Annotated in this window: 11 protein-coding genes, 1 tRNA gene and 1 pseudogene; 8 read left to right on the forward strand and 5 right to left on the reverse strand. The window is 41.7% G+C overall.

Going from position 1 to position 20,700, the window contains the following annotated elements:
- Positions 1–60 precede the first annotated feature (60 nt).
- From fusA to JL57_RS34055, 4 genes are all read left to right on the forward strand, one after another.
- On the forward strand, positions 61–2,082 hold the full coding sequence (fusA, locus tag JL57_RS10215; RefSeq protein ID WP_034141947.1) for an elongation factor G: 2,022 nt from the start codon (positions 61–63) through the stop codon (positions 2,080–2,082).
- A gap of 289 nt (positions 2,083–2,371) precedes the next feature.
- Positions 2,372–2,953: a TetR/AcrR family transcriptional regulator gene (locus JL57_RS10220; protein ID WP_034141948.1), complete on the forward strand. Its 582-nt coding sequence runs from the start codon at positions 2,372–2,374 to the stop codon at positions 2,951–2,953.
- A gap of 51 nt (positions 2,954–3,004) precedes the next feature.
- On the forward strand, positions 3,005–7,351 hold the full coding sequence (locus tag JL57_RS10225) for a 2-hydroxyacyl-CoA dehydratase (RefSeq protein ID WP_034141949.1): 4,347 nt from the start codon (positions 3,005–3,007) through the stop codon (positions 7,349–7,351).
- A 542-nt stretch (positions 7,352–7,893) separates the two neighbouring features.
- Entirely contained in the window at positions 7,894–8,064 is a 171-nt protein-coding gene (locus JL57_RS34055; RefSeq protein WP_291299928.1) for a hypothetical protein, read from the forward strand.
- Positions 8,065–8,098: 34 nt separating this feature from the next.
- Here the strand turns inward: JL57_RS34055 and JL57_RS10235 are convergent, their stop codons facing one another.
- From JL57_RS10235 to JL57_RS10255, 5 genes and pseudogenes are all read right to left on the reverse strand, one after another.
- Entirely contained in the window at positions 8,099–13,039 is a 4,941-nt protein-coding gene (locus JL57_RS10235) for a DUF4132 domain-containing protein (protein WP_291299929.1), read from the reverse strand.
- A 12-nt stretch (positions 13,040–13,051) separates the two neighbouring features.
- Positions 13,052–13,471, reverse strand: a complete 420-nt coding sequence (locus tag JL57_RS10240; RefSeq protein ID WP_034141951.1) for a hypothetical protein — start codon at positions 13,469–13,471, stop codon at positions 13,052–13,054.
- A 457-nt stretch (positions 13,472–13,928) separates the two neighbouring features.
- Positions 13,929–14,114, reverse strand: a complete 186-nt coding sequence (locus JL57_RS10245; protein WP_034141952.1) for a hypothetical protein — start codon at positions 14,112–14,114, stop codon at positions 13,929–13,931.
- A gap of 127 nt (positions 14,115–14,241) precedes the next feature.
- Positions 14,242–16,169 (reverse strand): annotated as a pseudogene (locus JL57_RS10250) (excinuclease ABC subunit UvrA).
- Between the two features lie 175 nt (positions 16,170–16,344).
- A tRNA-Trp gene (locus JL57_RS10255) sits at positions 16,345–16,418 on the reverse strand.
- A gap of 208 nt (positions 16,419–16,626) precedes the next feature.
- On the opposite strand from JL57_RS10255, the gene JL57_RS10260 reads away from it, so the two are divergent.
- The 4 genes from JL57_RS10260 to JL57_RS10275 all read left to right on the forward strand — a co-directional run bounded on the left by JL57_RS10260 (position 16,627) and on the right by JL57_RS10275 (position 20,660).
- Positions 16,627–17,454: a PHP domain-containing protein gene (locus tag JL57_RS10260; protein ID WP_034141953.1), complete on the forward strand. Its 828-nt coding sequence runs from the start codon at positions 16,627–16,629 to the stop codon at positions 17,452–17,454.
- Positions 17,455–17,498: 44 nt separating this feature from the next.
- Positions 17,499–18,506, forward strand: a complete 1,008-nt coding sequence (locus JL57_RS10265; RefSeq protein ID WP_034141954.1) for a TrkA family potassium uptake protein — start codon at positions 17,499–17,501, stop codon at positions 18,504–18,506.
- A gap of 92 nt (positions 18,507–18,598) precedes the next feature.
- Positions 18,599–19,489, forward strand: coding sequence for a BON domain-containing protein (locus tag JL57_RS10270; RefSeq protein ID WP_034141955.1), 891 nt, complete (start codon positions 18,599–18,601; stop codon positions 19,487–19,489).
- 199 nt (positions 19,490–19,688) lie between these two features.
- Positions 19,689–20,660 carry a metal-dependent hydrolase gene (locus tag JL57_RS10275; protein WP_034141956.1) on the forward strand — a complete coding sequence of 324 codons (972 nt, stop codon included), beginning with the start codon at positions 19,689–19,691 and terminating at the stop codon, positions 20,658–20,660.
- Positions 20,661–20,700 lie beyond the last annotated feature (40 nt).

Here is a 20,700-nt window from a genome sequence, read left to right on the forward strand (position 1 = left end):
CTGTTGCAAGTAAAAAGGCACCGTCCTTTTTCTTAAATAACATATCAAGGAGGAATCGTCTTGAAAACCTATGACACACAACATCTTCGCAACGTTTGTCTAGTTGGGCATGGTGGAGCAGGTAAGACTTCCCTGACGGAAACATTTCTCTACAATTCAGGTGTGACGAATCGCATTGGCAAAATATCTGAAGGAAACACCGTCTCAGATTATCTACCAGAAGAAGTTAAACACAAAGTGTCGATTAGTATGAGTCTTATTCCTATTGAGTGGCAAGGGGTCAAGGTTAATGTTCTTGATACTCCTGGATATTCGGACTTTTTTGGGGAAGTTAAGAGTTCTCTACGTGTTGTGGAGTGTGGAGTTTTAGTGCTTTGTGGGGTTGCAGGGCTTGAGGTGCAAGCCGAAATTACGCTGAATGTTATGGAAGAACAGAAGTTACCCAGAGCGATCTTTGTCAATAAGCTGGATCGAAAAAATGCTAATTATGGCAAGGTGTTAGACCAACTCAAAGGTGCGTATCCAAATGAAAGGTTTGTAGCATTACAACTTCCCATTGGGCAAGAAGAAGAATTCAAAGGAATCATCGATATTGTCGAGAATAAAGCGTATGACTATGAAGACAATGGAAGCGGTAAATTTTCAGTTAGCGAGGTTCCCGAAGAATATAAAGATGAAGTTGAACTAATGAGAGAGCAATTGATTGAAGCAACCGCTGAAGCGGATGATGAAATCCTCATGAAATACCTTGAAGGGGAAGCACTCAATGAGGAAGATATTCAAACTGCCCTGAGGAAAGCGTTAAAGCAAAATCTTGTGATTCCGGTGCTCTGCGGTTCTGCGACGAGAAATATCGGGATTACAAATCTGCTGAATTTGTTAGCTCGATCCGTCCCAGCTCCTGAAGTTATTAAAGATAAAGCAGCCTTAGTGTTTAAAACTCTCGCGGACCCCTATGTCGGTAAAATGTCATTTTTCCGGGTTTATGGGGGGAAGTTTAAGGCCGAAACTCTAGTCATGAATTCAACTCGTGGGTCAGAAGAAAAGATAGGGCAACCCTTTTATTTAAGGGGTAAGAGCCAAGAACCCATTTCTATAGTTGCAGCTGGGGATATTGCAGTTGTTGCCAAATTAGTGGAAGTGAAGACTGGGGATACTCTATGTGGTAAGGAAAATATTCTCGAACTACAAGGGATTGATTTTCCAATTCCGACTTTATCCGTGGCGATCCAGCCCAAGACTAAAGGGGATGAGGATAAGCTGGGATCTACCTTAGCCCGTATTATTGAGGAAGATCCAACGATTACAATTCATAAAAATACGGAAACAAAAGAGTTGATCTTAACGGGTATGGGAGAGATGCAGCTTGAAATCCTGCAGGAAAAACTAGCCCGAAAGTTCGGTGTTGAAGTGTCCATGAAGGTTCCGCGGGTTCCCTATCGTGAGACAATTCGTAAGGCTGTCAAAGTAGAAGGAAAACATAAAAAGCAAACCGGTGGGCATGGTCAATATGGACATGTCTGGATTAACATAGAACCTCTGGAAGGGACTCCCTTTGAGTTTGCTGAGTCCATCTTTGGAGGGTCCGTACCGAAACAATACATTCCAGCCGTTGAAAAGGGGATCAGGGAGGCCATGGCAGAAGGAACTATGGTCGGCTATCCTGTAACAGATATCAAGGTCACACTTTGTGACGGTTCTTATCATGCTGTTGATTCATCAGAGATGGCCTTCAAACTTGCGGCGATCATGGCCTTCCGAAAAGGGGTAGAGCAAGCAAAACCCACGTTGCTCGAACCTGTCGTGGAAGTAGAAGTGAGTGTACCTGAAGAATTTATGGGAGACGTGATTGGTGACCTGAATGGAAAACGCGGCAAAGTATTAGGAATGTCGGTTGGAGAAAAATCTCAGGTGATTCGTGCCCATGTTCCACAGGCGGAAATGATGCGTTATGCTATTGATTTAAGGAGTATCACTCAAGGAAGAGGCACCTTTACGATGAATTTCCTGAGGTATGAAGAGGTGCCCGGTAAATTAAGTGACACCTTAGTAAGTCAATTAAAAACTGCACAAAACCATTGAGAAAATGGTTGTAACTAAACTTCTTTCTGCAAGTTTGTTACAACCATTTTAAATTGCCAATTAGCATTGAGGGGATAACTCAACCCTTAAAGCTATAAGAACTAATATTTAAAAAAAGGGCGAAACAATCTTAATATTATAAGATTGTTTCGCCCCTTGTGGCGTATACTGTAAGAGCAACTAATGGGATTAGTCCCATAAAGTTGATTGAAGTTATTCCAAGAGAATGATACAATTATTATGTTAGTAAGAACTAACATCAAGAGATCAATGTGATGGGAGAAGAAGTATGTGCTCACTTAAGACAGAAGATAAAATATTAAACGCTTCCATTCTTCTCTTTTCACAAAAAGGTTATTCAGCGGTAACGACTAAGGAAATTGCTAAAGAGGCAGGCGTCTGTGAAATGACACTCTTTAGGCATTTCGAAAATAAGCATAATTTGTTCGAAAAAACCTTTGATAGATTTGTGTTCTTTCCAAAATACAAGGCTTTATTTGACGGCTTAGAATGGGATTTAGAAAAGGACTTGATTAAAATCTGTTCCGCCTATCAACACATATTATATAAAAATCGTAAGATCATTCTGATGTATTTAAAAAATGAAGAATTGAACTCTGACTATAATATTGAGCTATTCAGATTTCCGAATGAGTTTAAAAAACTCCTAAACTATTATTTCGAAGAAATGCGGCATAGAGGGGTCATCCAAGAGAATCCAGATATGTTGGCTATTAGTTTTTTAAGGACAAATTTTGGTCTATTTATAACGTCTTTAGTTATGAAAAAACTTACCTTTGAAACAGATATTCAGATGAGTGTTTTAAGTTATGTTAAAATTTTCGCAAAAGGAATAAGCTCTGACAAATAACGACTTGTTATTAAAGCTTTATCAAATGCTATGCATCTGTGGAGGAAAAAAATGATTAGAGTTCGAAATATTGGATTGGATGTTGGTTCAACAACCGTTAAAATTGTAGTCTTAGATAATGAAAAAAATATTGTCTATAAGAAATATTTAAGGCATTTTTCCAATATTAGAAATACAGTAGTTTCTATTCTTAATGATGCCAGAGTTAGTTTGCATGGTCATTTATTGACCTTAATGGTTACTGGATCTGGAGGCTATAATATTTCTCAAAACTTGGAGGTTCCTTTTATTCAAGAAGTGATTGCCTGTACGAAGGCCATAAAGATTATGATTCCTAGTACGGATGCTGCCATAGAGCTTGGCGGTGAAGACGCTAAGATCACCTATTTCGGTGAATCCATCGAACAACGCATGAATGGAACCTGTGCCGGTGGTACGGGGGCCTTTATTGATCAGATGGCCTCCTTGCTGCAGACGGATGCTCCTGGCTTAAATGAACTAGCCAAAAATTCACAAAACATCTACCCGATTGCCTCAAGGTGCGGTGTGTTTGCCAAGACCGATGTGCAGCCTTTGTTAAATGAAGGAGCCGCCAAAGAGGATATTGCAGTCTCGGTCTTACAAGCAGTTGTCAATCAAACGATTAGCGGTCTGGCTCAAGGACGACCTATTACTGGTCAAGTAGCGTTTTTGGGCGGTCCGCTCCATTTTATGTCCGAGCTGAGACAGCGCTTTATTAAAACTCTGAACTTAAAGGATGAAAATGTAATTTTTCCGGAGGATTCCCAATTTTTTGTGGCCATTGGTGCAGCCTTGTCTTCACAAGATAAAGCGCTTTTTACCTGTGAGAGTTTAGATGAAAAAATACCCGCGATTCATAAGATCAATAACACTGAGAAGGAAGAGTTAGAGATTCTATTTGCCAATGATGAAGACTATCGTGAGTTTAAGGAACGGCATGCCTTGCATAAAGTCAACCGAGTGGAGCTTGAAAATTATCACGGGAACGCCTATCTTGGGATAGATGCTGGTTCGACAACCACTAAAATTGCTCTCGTCGATGAAGTAGGAAGCTTATTGTATTCACATTATGGTAGTAATATGGGTAACCCCTTAGAGTCGACCATTGAGGCCTTAAAAAGCTTGTATGGAAAACTCAATCAGGGCACAACCATCGTGAACTCTGCCGTTACCGGTTATGGCGAACATCTTATCAAGGCTGCCCTTCAGGTTGACATTGGCGAAATCGAAACCGTTGCTCATTACACTGCCGCTAATTTCTTCCAACCGGGTGTCGATTTTGTTTTAGATATCGGTGGACAGGATATGAAAAGCCTAGTGATCCGAGATGGGGTCATCGAGTCCATCACTTTAAATGAAGCATGTTCTTCAGGTTGTGGATCCTTTGTGGAAACCTTTGCCCATTCTCTGGATATGGATGTCAAAGAATTTGCTAGTTTGAGCCAAGCTTCAAGACATCCCGTCGACCTTGGGACCCGCTGCACCGTATTCATGAATTCCAGAGTGAAACAAGCCCAAAAAGAGGGCGCTGAGATTAGTGATATTTCCGCAGGGATATCTATTTCAGTGATCAAGAATGCTTTATATAAAGTTATTCGCCTGAGAAATGTTGAAAATCTAGGCCAGAAAATCGTCGTCCAAGGTGGAACTTTCCACAACGATGCAGTGCTGAGAGCGTTTGAACGAATTACTCAACAGGAAGTAGTCCGTCCTGATATTGCAGGCATCATGGGCGCTTTTGGCGCCGCTTTGATCGCCAAAAGCCGCTATGAGATTGGGCATAGAACTAGTCTCGTACAGGGAAATGATTTGAGCGATTTTAAGATCGAAACGTCCATGAAACGCTGTGGGTTATGCGGGAATAAATGTTTGGTCAGTATCAAAAAGTTTTCTGGCGGAAGTGAGTATATCTCAGGTAATCGCTGTGAAAAGGGTACAGGCAAAGAGGTCGTTAAGAACGATATACCCAATCTTTACGAATATAAGTACCATAGAGTGTTTGACTATAAACCCTTGACTAAGGAAAAGGCCTGGAGAGGTTCGATCGGAATTCCTAGAGTTTTAAATATTTATGAAGACTATCCTTTTTGGTTTACCTTTTTCACAGAACTCGGTTACCAAGTCTTAATTTCTGGTCGATCCTCAAAACAAATTTATGAACAAGGCATGGATACTATCCCTTCAGATTCAGCCTGTTACCCCGCTAAACTCGTCCATGGACATGTCACTGATTTAATTAAAAAAGGGATAAGAAAACTATTCTATCCCTGTATTCCCTATATTCGAAAAGAAGATCCAGAGGCGAACAACCATTATAACTGTCCAATCGTCACCTCTTACCCGGAGACCATTAATGCCAACATGGATATTCTTAGAGAACCTAGTGTTACCTTTTATCACCCATTCTTGCCCTTGGATAAGCCGAGCAGAATGGTTAAACGCTTGGCGGAAGAATTAAAACCTGAGGGCATAGCCAAGCATGAGCTTGCTCGAGCCATGAAGAAGGCTTATACCGAACAAGATAGATATCAGGAAGATGTCAGAAGAAAAGGTGAAGAAACCCTTAATTATATCCAAGAAAATAAAATCAAGGGAATTGTACTGGCGGGTAGACCCTATCATATTGACCCTGAAATTAATCACGGTATACCGGAAATGATTGGCTCCTATGGGTTTGCCATCTTATCTGAAGACTCGATTCACCATCTTGGCAAGGTTGATAGGCCTTTGCGTGTAGTCGATCAATGGGTTTACCATTCTAGGGAGTATTCTGCAGCCAGCTATGTTGCGAAACAGACAAATCTGGATTTGATCCAGTTGAATTCCTTCGGATGTGGTCTTGATGCTGTGACCACTGATCAAATAAAAGAGATTCTGGAAACATATGGGAAGATCTATACCGTTTTGAAAATCGATGAGATTAATAATTTGGGAGCTGCGAGAATACGCTTGCGTTCTTTGATCGCGGCTATTAACGAACGTGACAAGCGGAATTTCACCCCACACAAACTCTATGATCTACCCCCTAGGGCTCTGTTTACCAAAGAGATGAAGCAGACCCATACGATTTTGGCTCCGCAGATGTCACCCATTCATTTTCAGTTCTTTAAGACGGCCTTTGAAGGGGCGGGCTATACGATTGAGTTCTTACCCTCTGTGGATAAATCCGCCATTGATGAAGGCTTAAAGTATGTGCATAACGATGCTTGTTATCCGGCGATTATCGTTGTCGGTCAATTAATGAAAGCCTTGAGATCTGGTAACTATGATGTGAACAACACTTCGGTCATTATCACCCAAACAGGTGGTGGCTGCCGGGCAACGAACTATATCGCCTTTATTCGCAAAGCTTTAAAAGATGCAAATCTAGAACAGGTCCCAGTCATTGCTTTAAATACGGGTAATTCCTCAAATCTTGAAAGCAATCCAGGTTTTAAGTTTACCTTGGCTATGTTTAACCAAATCGTGAGGGGTCTTATTTATGGAGATCTCTTAATGCGAGTTCTTTATCGAGTTCGACCCTATGAGAAGTTTCCAGGCTCCGCTAATATCTTGTATGAATCTTGGGTTAAGCGGTGCCAAGAATCCCTGAAAAGTGGCGATAACAAAGATTACACTGAGAACATTCGTCAAATAGTCAAGGATTTTGATAATTTAGAGATCTATGAGGAGCTTCTCAAACCAAAAGTAGGGGTTGTCGGGGAAATTCTCGTCAAGTTCCATCCTACTGCCAATAATAATATTGTGGAATTGTTGGAGGCAGAAGGGGCTGAGGCAGTCGTTCCGGATCTCACGGATTTTCTTTTATATGGTGCCTTTGATCATGGTATTAAATATAAGCAACTTTCGGGCAGTTTTTGGGAAATGGTGTCTGGGATGATTTCGATCAACAGAATAGAATCCCTTCGTAAAGAGATGAAGAGGGCTTTGCAAGCCAGCAAGCGCTTTGAAGCTCCAAAATCCATCAGTGAGATCGCCAAGTTAGCGGAAAAACACCTCTCGCTTGCGAATCAGTCGGGAGAAGGTTGGTTCCTCACCGGTGAGATGGTCGAGTTAATACGAAGCGGGGTTAACAATATCGTCTGTCTGCAACCATTTGCCTGCTTGCCCAATCACATTACAGGGAAAGGGATGATTCGTGAAATTAGACGGTCTTATCCCTTAGCAAATATTGCTCCCATTGACTATGATCCAGGAGCGAGTGAAGTTAATCAATTAAATCGCATAAAACTCATGCTTTCTGTAGCCTTAGATAATCTTGGGGGTAAACCAGTGGATGCCAAACCGATCTTAGATCTAGAAACTGAGTTGGTAGAAACTAAACTGACGCTAATGTTGAATCGAGACACGAACTTAGTAGAATGTAAAATGGATTAATCAAAGACAGCTGGTTACTCTTGATAAGATAACCAGCTGTCTTTGATTAATGCAATTGAAAAAAAAGCAAAGTTTCTTGACAGGCAGCCTGATATCTTAGCTGCGCCCAAGAGACAGCTTTGACTTATCCCATCTCACAAAAAATCCGGATCTTGGTCATAATATTCCTAGTAAATGCTCGTCCTACTTATTGGCTCTCTCGGAAACGGTGGGGCCTTTTGATTTTTTATTTTCCATTATTAGCCTTCACATTTTCTCCATACAACGGTCATAGAACGGTAACAAATATATTCTAAGATAAGAACAACAGATGATTACTCGCTGCTTTAGCGGTTAACATAAAGCTGATTTTTTCATTTTTTACACCTCCTTCTACTCCCCCTCCTCGTGAGGGGATTTTTTATTGTTTAACTACATTGGCTATTTTCAAATCTGAATTTTTGACAGAGCACAGACAAATATCGTACAGGTTAAAACTAACCGATATTTACGGCTATTACCAAATGGATGAGATAATTCCTATCGATGGGGTCAATCATAACATGGATATTAACAGAAAATTACAAGTTAATAACTATAGCTTATATTTGCAATCTTTCATTAGAGGAAATAAGGAAGATACTTGGATTTTAGACTACAGTGTTCTAGATGCTACCGGGAATAAATTGGATGCTGCCGTTGAAGCTGGTATATATATGAAGGCAGACAATTAACTTTCTGTTAGCGGAAAGTATTGTTAGTTAGTTCTCAGTCTACTATTTGAACCAGAATATTGGGATCTTTTATTTTACTGTCCTCGGCCAGGAAAATAATCTTGGCTACTATTTCGGCTGTTTTTGGATCATCATCGATAAAGGGAAGAAAGATCCGGCCTCTGTGTTGCGAGTGTACCGGTAGGATATGCACTGATCCGCTGGCCATTTTGTGCACAACACCGCTGCCGAGGTGAACGGTATAGTCGCCAAGCGTACCCTTAATAAAGGCATGCGAGCCTTTCATTTCCACATTGGTCAGTTTAAGCAATCGTAGCATTTCTACAATTATGACGGTACGCATTTCGATCGTTGATAAGCTCGCTTCCGGATCAACCCCTCCGACATGAGCCACGCTGACGACTAAATCAACATCGCGCATGATCTCGGAAAATATTACTTCGGAAAAATCAGTAAACGGTACGGGTTGGCCGGTTTTTCTGTCCCGGAAATCAATTCCTTCAATTGTCGGTGCCTCAACATCAGCTGGTGAGAACCAGTCGGCCATGGCATAGATTTGCGCGATGATGTTTTCTTTGTAATACACCTTTTGCAAGCCTTCACCATAGCTAGCCGTCCAGCCCCTGCTCTTCAGGAGCGCAGCCGTCTTTTTCGGCTGAACCTGATGCCCGTCGTACCTGCGTGATAGGGTACGGGCCTCGAGTTCGTCGCTATTTGGCCTGTATAGTTCCCGGAACACCTGCTTAAACGGCTGAATAATCTGGCCGTCATAGATATCCTTCTGGTAGGCGGGCCATTCCCCGCTGGCATAGAGGTGTACCGGATGCGCAATAATGTATTTATCCTCCAGCTGCATCTCCCATCTGCGGTTCTCGGTATCCATAAGCGCTTGCTCCCTGAAATAGCCCAGTTTATCCCTACTCTTGAAAACGAGGTTTTGCAAAAGCGGATAGATGACAGGATTTTGGGTGAGATTTTGCAGTTCGTCGGCGGTAAACTCATCCCCAGATTCCATTGCCTTCTCCAGTGACATACGGGCTCGGGCGTGCTGAGCCTTGAGGGATTTTTGAGCGGCTATTACTTCCTTGATATAGTCGTTGGCCTTTAGTTTGGCTGGAATATCCTTTAGCACTTTACCGTTCTTTTTAACAACAACCGCTGCCCGGCCAAGTTCATCAATACTGATCATAAGCTCCATATCTCCGACAGGTGTGGGTTGCAGATATTGGGCAATGGAGTTGATTTTTTCGGTTTCCATCGACCACGTGAATCGGGTAACATCCTGGAAGCCAGCATTGCGTGCCAAATTCTCTAGGGCAATGGAGACTGCTTTGCCTTCACTTTCCCGTCGCTGGGCTCCGAACTGTTTGCTCTCTTTCAGGAAGCCATGCAAAAATTCATATCTGGTCAGGGTATCCATTTTATCCTTACCGAGTGGAATTAGTCCGTAACACAGGACGTAATCCTTGTTGCGTTTTTCTCGGATGATGGTTTTAGCGTGTTCGAGACTAATCTTACCAAACACTGCATCGGCAAAGAGCTGTGCGCGTTTATGCAGACCTCCTCCGGCAATATATTTGGCACTGTCGTAGACAATTTGAAAACGTTTTTCGCCCAGCGTTGAATAGGCCTCGTTAAACCAGGCGATATCAAAGGCCCCATCTTTAAAATCCTGGGGGGAAACCGGCGAGAAACGGGCGACAATGGTTTCTTTTTCAGGGGTGAAGGTTTCGTTGACATGAGCGTGAAAATACCAGCAGGCGGATTTGAGTCCCGGCCAGTCCAAATATTGTTTGACAATATCCAGCCATTGTGGTGCATACATGGTCGCATCAATCAGTTGTTTGTCTGTAATCTTAATTCCCATTAATAACTCACGCAGAGTGTTCTCATCCTCACCCTCAGCCGGATAACAACATTTCAGCAAGTGGCTAAAAATCTGCTTTTTGGTGCTGTCATCCCCGACAAAGTTATACCCGCGCACAAAGGTGTCCTTTTCCGCTCCGACTAGGATGTCTACAAAGAACCTGGTCCCTGAGCAACGATGTATCTTGGCGGCCAGATGGCTGACCTCAGTAGTCATATCCCCCCGCTTCAATTCAATACCGACGATCCGGTCAACAACCTTATGGCCTACTTGATAGAGCTTAAGACAGGAGGCAAGGTCTTTGTTGCCGTGACGTTTAGTATCCGTCAGTTTGGCTAAATTTTTGGCACTTAAAGGTCTACCGCAGAGTTCCGTAAACAATTCATTTTCATCCACCAGTCCTAGGGTGAAGGCCTTTTCAAAATCGGCCAGTTGGAGAGAAGCATGGGATTTATACCCTGAAGCTTTATAATACGCATATCTGATTTGAAAGCCTTCAGTAAAGCTTTGCTCATTATAAATACTGTCGCTGATCTTGCGATGCCAGTAGGAAATCTCTTCGGCATCAACTAGGCAGGATTTATGGCTTCTATAATAGAAAATTTGATTATCCTTTTGTTCATACTCTTCAGCAAAACGCCGGACAGGCGTCTTTTGATAAATATACCCTGACATATCACGACAGAGAGGAAATACCTCCTCTGGGGCGCAATCATTCAATAAAGCAGAAAGAATAGTATGAATATGGGATGAATAGGGTGGTTTTTTCAGAGTTCCCTTTAATTCTTTATGTTTCAGGGGGAACAAATTCGCGACCAGGGTATCATACCACTCTTGATTCTCGGAGGAGGAAGAGAATTGGTTTATATTATAATAAAATAATAGTTCCAGTAACTTTGGAGTTGTAAGACTATAGTCTAAGGCTGCCCCCCGCCACACCTCTGGCAGCGGATAATTGTCTAAGTTTAGAGCCCTATCAACACGGTTTTTTATACATCTAATATTATATTCTCCACCCAGCACCACTTTAGAAAAAGATCCGTTCCAGTCTTCAACCTCATATTCATACGCTTTGTGTTGATCAATCAGGTCGCTTAAGGCTTGCAGGATCATTTTGATCTCGAAAAAGTTTGAAGACAGGATATCTTTGGCTGAAAAGCCTTTAGGACCAGCAATTTCCGGCAGGGAAATTTCCTGCTTGGGCTCATAAAGTCCAAAACCGTTGGCAGCTGAATAAACCGGTCGAGCGCTGTCAGTGATTTTTTCCGCCAAGATCTTTATTTTTTGCGAAGACCCGGCAAGCAATTTGGCCATCTGTTGGCACTGCGGTAATATTTTCATATAATTGGCGTCGTTTTCAACTGCCGCAATCATATCCAGAGCCGCGAGGTGTTTATTCTCATTTTTTTCCTCAAACAAGTGTTGGATACTTCCTAATAAAGCTTGAGGTGATTGGCGCAGTAACATGGAAATTGCATTTTTTCTCAGATCGCCTGATTTATATTGCAATAGGTCTTCAATTATTCGGTAGTCATCTTGGCTAAGGGGAAGTCCTTCCACGACTCTCAGGGCGTCAGAGCGCACAGATGAACTTTTGTCACCCATCAATTCCAGAATTGCTATTTTTTGCTTATTGGTCTGGGGTTTATTCAAAAAGACATCAATGAACACACTCCGGGTTTCGGCGCTCATTTTATCCCTGTAGTCCAACATTAGATCAACCATACTATCCGTCTGATTACCAGCAAAGGTTAGCAACATCTTGACAATAAGCTGATCATACGAAACACTTGCCTGACACCATGGAAAAAGGCTCTCTTTGAAGACCAGTTCTTTGCGCGGTAGATGGTCCAGCATGTTTTTTAGCTTAGAAAACAATTCCTCCGGGCTACCTGCACCCTCGATTTCCTTGTACTTGATGAGTCCACCCCAGTTTATCGGCCTAATGGAATTACGCTCTGCATCGGAGAATAGATTGCCTAAGACCCAGCATTTGACCTCATCATCGGGATCAGCCAGGAGCGGGGCAGCGAGTATGTGCTGAAAGTGCGGAACACTGGTCTGACTCAGGAAACCGAGGGCTACTATTCGTTTATACTTGTCAGGCGCAGACATCAGGTGTTTTAACGGGTTCTCGGTTGACATTACATCGTCGAAGGCCATCGACCAGAGTCCTATATAGATGAGCAGGGCATCGTTGCTTGCCAAACATTCCTTCGCATAAGCATCTTCAGTTAGGCATCGATACCCAGTTCCTAGACATTTTTTAATCACCGCAGGTTTCTGGGCTGAGATGCCGAGTCCCGTCCAGACATCAAGGGCTCGAACTACTGAAGAAAATCTGACAAGATCATGATCCAGTATTACCTTCGAGAGATAGAGGAAGCCTTCCTTTGAGCCTTCGTCCATACATTCAACAATAGTCTGGCGCAGCCCTTCCTGTAGCTTGGCAGCAAGGAGGAGGTCGCCTACCCACTTGTGCGCTTGGCTACTGTGGCTCATCAGGAGTCCTTTGATGATTTCGTGTGTCATAAGCCCTGCATTATTATCGCCATTAAAAAGCTCATGAATCCAGTGAAGCACCTGTTCATTACCCTCATCAATTTCAAGAGCCAGTAAACTTGAAATAACCGGATTGTGGGTAAAAAAATTGTCCTTTTGGACAGAAAAGTATTTCTCGTAGGTAAAGTCATTGGCGACCAATTGAATCATGGCATCGAGGTTTGTTACAGCGGAAGGCAGATACAACACATCGAATGATTTTGACCGAAAGGAACGCCGTTCATATCCTGATGAATAGATGTAATCAGGGCTTCTGTCCCAGATCTTTTTGAATTTGTTGGCCCATTCCTTACCCAAAAGTGCAACTAAAACGTTGGCCTCGGATCCAGAAAAAATACTGGTCATTCGCTCCGTTTTTTCTGTCCATAAGGTAGAATAAAGTTCATTTTTATTGTTAATTGATTCATAATAGTAACTTTCATTGGTTTTAAAGCTTGCTAGAACAGCCTTTAGGATATCGTTATTTCTACCGAAAAATAAGAAGGATTTTACTTCGATCTTGCGAAGATACTTTTGTTTGGCTTCACTGTTTGTTCTATAATACATTTCTCTATCCCCTTACCACATTCTGCCGGCAAGCATTGTAAACCGGATAAAGGTCAATACATCTTCTTCTTGTAAGGAAATCGTTTCATCAAGAGATGGCATCTCGTTGTCTCCATTAAATATTCGGTAAATACCGTCTTCAAAGGCCAGAATTACCGTTTCAATTGCTTTTTGCACATCAGCCTGTTTGTCGCTCTTACGCTCGCCAAAGCCAACCTTGCCGGTTTTAATCTGATTCTCTGTCTCTTCCGCAGAAAGATATTTCATGATCCAAGGTTCTACAGCTTTCTTATTGTATTCAGCAACATTTATCTGCACAATCTCAGTCAGAAGCTCTCTTAAGCTTGATGGAGTACCTGCCAAAACCAACTCCTTTTTAGTAATATATTCTTTACGTTTACCTGCCTGCTTGACGGAAACATAAACTTTCATGGTATCACCTCTCCAGCCGTTTTCAGAATAGGAAAATATCAGGGCTTATTAACTAAATTCTTCACCTATTATGTTAAACCCTGCCAATGTTATTCTTTAAGTAATGAAAGAGCGTGGGCCATATTTGTATTATTTTTAAAAAAATCTAGTAGCTATTATTGAGAAGGTACATAAGATTGACATGAATATCGGTTTAACACAATCGGTTATTGCTCCCACTGACTATGATCCTAGAGCGAGTGAAGTTAATCAACTGATCGCATAAAACTCATGCTTCCGTAGCCTTAGATAATAATGGGATAACCAGTGGATGCCAAACCATTCTTAGATCTTGACTCCGAGTTGGTCGATAATAAACTGACGCTAAAGTTGAATCGAGACACACGTTAGTAGAATGTTAAATGGATTAATAAAAAGACAGCTGGTTACTCTTGATAAGATAACCAGCTGTCTTTGATTATTGTCGAGTTGAAGATTTTTTGATTTCCTTATTCTCTCTTGTATTCAAGGGTCCATATTTCTGCCAATCCTCGGGTGTCATTTTTCGAGTGATGCAATCACTAATCACAGCAGGAGAATCTTCATTTTCGCACATCATTTGTGCAGTTTGAATAGTATCTAGTTTGTGTGCTCTTCCATACATAGCTTGTCAAGCTCCTTTTGAGTTTTCCTACAGTTTATAAGAGAAAAGCTAATCTGAGCATATGTCGTTAGTCATATTTGTATAGGACTTAAGCACGAAATTTAGCCACATTACTAAAGATGTCGAATTAAATGTATATTCCAGTTATAGACCTTTTGCATTCCTTCAACCCCATCAGATTACCACTATAAAGAATCTCGCCACCTCGGTTTCCACCGTCCGGTCCCATGTCGATGATCCAGTCGGCTCTCCTGATTATATCGAGATTATGCTCAATTACAACAACAGTGTTTCCTTTTTATATCGCTTTCCCGCACAATCTTCGCAAACAGTTTTCGTGGCATTCATAAATGAGAGGTCTGTTTCGATGAATCCCGTTCCGCCGCAATTCGGGCAACCACCCTCGGAGTTATAGCTGAAAAGCCCGGCACTCACCTTATTTTCATCGGCAAATATCTAGCGAATCAAATCCATTATTCCTGTATAGGTGGCTGAATTAGATCGAATGTTAGCACTTACCGCGCTTTGGTCAATCACAACTGCTTCAGTATACTCTTTGATAAAAACCTCATTGACAAGGGTACTCTTACCCGACCCAGCGACGCCCGTGATGACCGTAAACAAACCTTTAGGTATTTGCAGGCTCACATTCTTTAGATTGTGAATACTGCTTTTCTTTGTTTCGTAAAATTCATTGCTTATCCTTGGGTGCTCGTTAAGATCGAGCTTTTTTCCTAGAAACCTTCCGGTCAAGGTATCTGCCTGTTTCAAATCGTCAAAACTACCCTCAAACACAATATTTCCGCCCTGTGAGCCTGCCTTGGGGCCTACATCCACAATATGGTCGGCTATTTTTATAACATCGGGGTCATGTTCAACAACGATGACTGTATTTCCCTTATCTCTGATTTTTAGGAGCAATTCGTTTAGCCTATGAACATCTCTTGAATGAAGCCCAATGCTTGGTTCATCGAAAATATACATAACGTCCGTTAAACTGCTGGACAAATGTTTCACCATCTTGACTCGCTGCGATTCTCCGCCCGACAATGTGGAGGATTCTCTGGTAAGGCTCAAATAATCCAGTCCGATATTAATTAAGTTCTCCAGCCGTTCAAGGATGCTTTGCACAATTGGAGCAAAGGCTTTAGCATCAATTTTTTTAAGTACCTCGATCAATTCATCAATCTGCATCGATGTCAGATCATAAATGTTATAGCCCAGTATTCTCGAGGAAAGAGCCGTTTCGTTATACCTTTTTCCATTGCAATCACCACATTTTTGAATGGAAGTAAAGGCTTCAATCTTTTTCTGATTAGCTTGGGACTTTTCCCGATCTGTTTTGATGTTTTGGCGAGTGAACCTTTCTGTAAGTCCCTCATATGTGGAATTCATTTCACCATCCATAATGTTAATCAAAACCTTTTCGGGTTTGGCGTAAACCAATTTATCATACTCTTCTTTTGTATAGTCCTTTATCTTCTTGTCATTGTCGAAGAAGCCGTGATTGGCATACATTTTCCATTGCCACGTGCCTACACCGAACCCCGGAAGTAAAATTGCGCCATCGTTTAGTGATTTTTCCATATTTAAAGCCTTTTCTATATCCAAGGTCATGATTCGTCCGATGCCTTCACAGGTTGGACACATACCATGTACGTCATTGAAGGAGAAGTTAAAGGATAGGCCAATATTTGGCTCACCCAATCTGGAAAAAAGCAATCGCAATAATGAGTTAATGTCCGTAATCGTACCCAGTGTAGAGCGTGAATTCCCCCCCAGCCTTTTTTGGTCAACGACAATGGCTGTTGATAAGTTAGAAATCGAATCAACGTCTGGCCGCCCATACTTCGGCAGAAAGGTTCGCACAAAATTACTGAAGGTTTCATTTAACTCTCTACCTGCTTCTTGAGCTATCGTTTCAAAAACAATCGATGATTTTCCTGAACCCGAAACTCCAGTAAAAATCGTTAGCTTTCTTTTGGGGATTTTGAGACTGACATTTTTAAGATTATTTTCTCTAGCACCTAGGATTTCAATAAATTCAGTTTGCATCGTTTTCCTCCATTCGAAAGATAGGTTTGATAATTTAAGTAAGCCATGAAATTAATAAAAGATCAAGGCACCACGGTTAGTTGGGGTGTTTGATCTTTTCCAATATGTCCTATAAAATTAAATATATTCAAACTCTGAAGAGCAAAAAGAAAAAGGCTTAAAGCCTTGGTGCGATTGGCAGGGGATGAGAGAGTCGAACTCCCACTGACGGTTTTGGAGACCGTTGTTCTACCATTAAACTAATCCCCTATATTTTTTGCAACGAAGTAAATTATATCGCAGAAACAGAAAAGTGTCAATATCTAAAAATAAATTACAAGATTTTTGAATTAGATTCAGAACAGGCAGGCAGGATTTTTGAAGAAGAACAAGAATAGGCATACTATAGTTAAGTATTGTCTTTTTGACCTCTTGATGTAGGATTGGAAGTGAAAATGCAATTGAGGGAGGGGTGTTCTTGAGGTCCGATTTACACATTCATACCTATGAATCTGACGGCTTGCTTTCGATAGAAGAGGTCATGAATCTTGCGCAGGCCAACAATGTTCAAACCTTAGCTATTACGGACCATGAAAGTACCCAAGCAATCTACAAGGCTGAAAGTCTTGCCAAAGAACTAAATATTAAGATTATCCCTGGTGTGGAATTGTTAACCAGCTATCAAGGTCATGAAGTCCATTTGCTTGGGTATTTTAAGACTATAAATCATCCAGTTCTGCAAGATCGTCTGCAAGAAATTCGGGCACAACGGACTGCTTTAGCCTATGATATGGTGGAAAGTTTAAAAAGTGGTGGAATTTCTTTGGAATGGCAAGATGTTGAAAAGGAAGTCGGAGCAAAAGGCGCTGTTACTAAGGGACATATCATGAGGGCTATTTATCATCAGGAAACGGGTGGCAGTCAGAAAAATTGGCGAGAAATAGCAGCTCATTTTCGTCCAGGGGGGGTAGCCCATTTACCGTATTTAAACCACAGATTTGAGGATGCCGTTGATCTTATTTTTTCTTGCGGAGGACTTCCTGTAGTGGCCCATCCAGGACTGCTCTGGGATCCCCAGATGGTGTTCTCTCTCTTAGCCTATCGGCCTATTGGGCTAGAAGTGTACTATGGTTACTGGGAAAGACAAGCAGCACTTATTCAATACTATGCCGAAGTGGCCGATAAATTTGCCATCATAGCGACTGGTGGTAGCGACTATCATGGACCTTCAGGGTATGTAAAGCTAGGGCAAATGGATGTGCCCTATGACAGTGTTCTTAAGCTACGATCTTACTTAACACTATAAATATATTTTCACTAACGTTCCGGTAGACAGAAAGGAGCGAGTCCTTGGGTAGGAGAGTTTGGCTCGCATTTATTGCCGTATTTATCATCCTGATTGTGGGGGTAGTTGGGCTTATATTAACGGAACACCTCAGTTTATCTAGAGCTATTTATCTCACAGTTCAGACGGTCACGACAGTAGGCTACGGAGATATTGAACCTCAAACTGAGGCTGGGCATGTCTTCTTAATTTTTCTGATGCTAAGCGGAGTCAGTGTTATGCTCTATTTTGCCGGACTTCTGATGGCCTTTCTGGTTGAAGGTCAATTAGCCGGGGTGTATTGGAGAAGAAAGATGAATAAGAAGATTGAACAACTACAGGATCATATCATTGTCTGTGGTGCAGGACGTGTAGGCAGACAAGTCGTATATCGCCTTCGTAAAGAGGGGGCACAATGCGTTGTAATAGAACAACGGGAAGATCTTGCTAGACAGCTCATTGAAGAAGGTTTTTTAGTCATTAACAGTGATGCTACCCATGATGAAACCTTGATTAAGGCCTCCATTAATACGGCTAAGGGACTGATCTCAGCTCTCCCCGAGGATTCTTTAAATGTCTTTGTCACCTTAACTGCGAAAGGGCTAAATCCCAATATTCATGTGGTAGCTCGGATGGATCAGCCGGAGTCTGAAAAGAAGTTATTGCGGGCAGGTGCAGATAAAGTGATTTCTCCAGCAACTCTAGGAGGGTGGAGAATGGCGATGTCGATCCTAAAACCTATAAGTGTGGAATATCTGGAGACCGTGATTCATGATCATAACATTGAAATGGAAATGGTGGAGCTGAAAATTGATCAAGGCTCATGCTTAGTTGGCGAGACATTATTAACGAGCGGAATTAAACAGCAAACAGGTGCCATGGTTCTTGCGATTTTACGAGACAATCAGGTGATTAGTAATCCTGGTGCCAGCGAAGAAATATTGCCTGGAGATCTATTAATTGTATTAGGGTTAAGAGATCAGCTCCATCGGTTAGAAAAACTTGCTGCAAATCTTATAGCATGCAAATCTTGACAATCATAAGGGTGTTGGAGTAAAAGATTATGACTTGGGATAAAATACCCTCTAAGTGAAAGAGTAAACTGTTTTCATGTGGAGGGAGAATTATGCATAACTCACGAGCCGAAATAGACGTCCTTCGGGATATCAAAAACCTAATTCATACACATTTTGGGGAAAGTGGCCAAGGACTTCACGTTAAGGTAACAGGAGATCGGGCAATAATTTGGGGGACGGTTGATAGTCTGGTAGAAAAGGATTTTTTCGGAAGTCGAATCGGTCGAATTGATGGAGTTAGAGAATTAGATAATTCGCTAACAGTAGCCGATGACGGAACTATCAAGGACAAAGACATTGAAAAGGGCATCAATCAACGATTCCAAGGATCTAACTATATGGATGTTACTAAGTTAGGTTGTCGTGTAAGTCGAGGAATTGCCACTTTGCTAGGGCATGTGGAGACCCAAAGTACGGAGAGATTAGCGAAACGTTTAGCCTCCCAAGTGCGGGGTGTTAAAGAAGTACGCAGTGAGATTCAATTTTTAGAAAAGGCTGTGGACGATGCAACGTTAGTCAATCGTGTCGAAAATGCTTTGGTTGCTTCTCCTTGGGTCAATGCTCATGAGATTAGGACAGAAGCTCGAATGGGGCTAATTACGCTAAGCGGACTTGTGGATACTCAAGAAGAGATGGAATGGGCTGTAGAAACGGCTTATCAAGTACCCGGAGTAAAAGCAGTGGTCAGCGAAATATTTACTCGTCACCGTTCTCAAGGGGATGATTTGTGGTTAACTGAACAGTTAGTTTCCAAGCTCGGTCAACATCGCTTAAACTCCGGACAAATTCGCGCTTTTGTCAAAGACGGAATTGCTTTTCTGACTGGAGAAGTATACTCTGAAGAAGATCGGGAAAAGGCAGGAAAACTAATTCAACATATCCCTGAAATCCGCGATGTTAATAATTCGATCAAAGTAGCAGCACATTCTAGTAAGGGTTAACCCTTGATTAATAAGACCAAAAACCTACTGTCATTTACTGGTTTTTGGTCTTATTTAAGTTCATAACTTATAAATATATTCTTTGCAAAAAATGGTACTATAGGAAATAAAATATTTTTTTATTACTCCCGTTCACGTGATATAATGGGATTTGTTTGTTAAAGACTGTTATAGACGACTTTAAAGAGTGCAACTTAATATGAGGAGGGCAAACGTGGATCCGATAACACATGGCTTAATAGGAATTGCATTGAGTACCCTTTCGGGGCACACGATCCAACTGAATGATCCCATAATTTTAGGCTGCACCTTAGGAGCCATGCTGCCTGACTTAGACATTATTACTCATGTAAAAGGTCGTTTGAATTATTTATTAAAACACAGGGGAGCTAGTCATTCTTTGATTGCTTTAAGTGCTATGGCGGTAGGTCTGAGCACAATTCTGTATCTTGTTTTTCCAACAACTTCATGGACGACTGTTTTCTTTTGGACACTGCTTGGGACATTGTCTCATGGCATCATGGATTTATTGAATTCTTATGGAGCAGAACTCTTATGGCCTTTTTCACGCAAGAAAATTACGGCCGATATGATTATGTTGACGGATCCCGTCGTCTTAAGTTCTTTGTTGGTCTCCTTATTTATTTCTCTAAAACTCCCAGACTATGCGACACTCTCCTCATCTGCTGCCTTGCTATTAAGCGGGATCTATCTGGGCTATCGTCACTTAGGCAGACTGAAGACTCGCGACCGTATAATGGAGAAATATGATCTAAAGGATCGGAATCAGGTTAAAGTGCTTCCCGCGATGTATCATCCTTTTACTTGGAACTTTATTCTCTTTCAAGGGGACAATGTGAGTTTTGGCATTATCCGCAATAAAATTCCTGCAATTTGTCGAGTTCTCCCCAAGTTCGATGGAGAAAACCCATCACTTTCCAATGCGCTTGAAGGAAATCTAGCGGAAATATTTAGTCAATTTACACCTTATTATCATGTAATTCATCACTCTGGTGACCAAGAATGCAAGGTTGAATTTTTAGACTTACGCTATTGGGCCAAAGGAGACTTTATCTATACCGGTCATGTCTTTTTGAATGCTGACGGAGAAATTTCTCAAGAAATATTTCAACCTTTACCTAATCGTGAGGGTGTCCTCGTAGGATATTGATTTTGATCCCCTAAACCGTAACTGGTTAGGGGATTTTTGT

The sequence above is a fragment of the Desulfosporosinus sp. BICA1-9 genome (assembly GCF_000802135.1).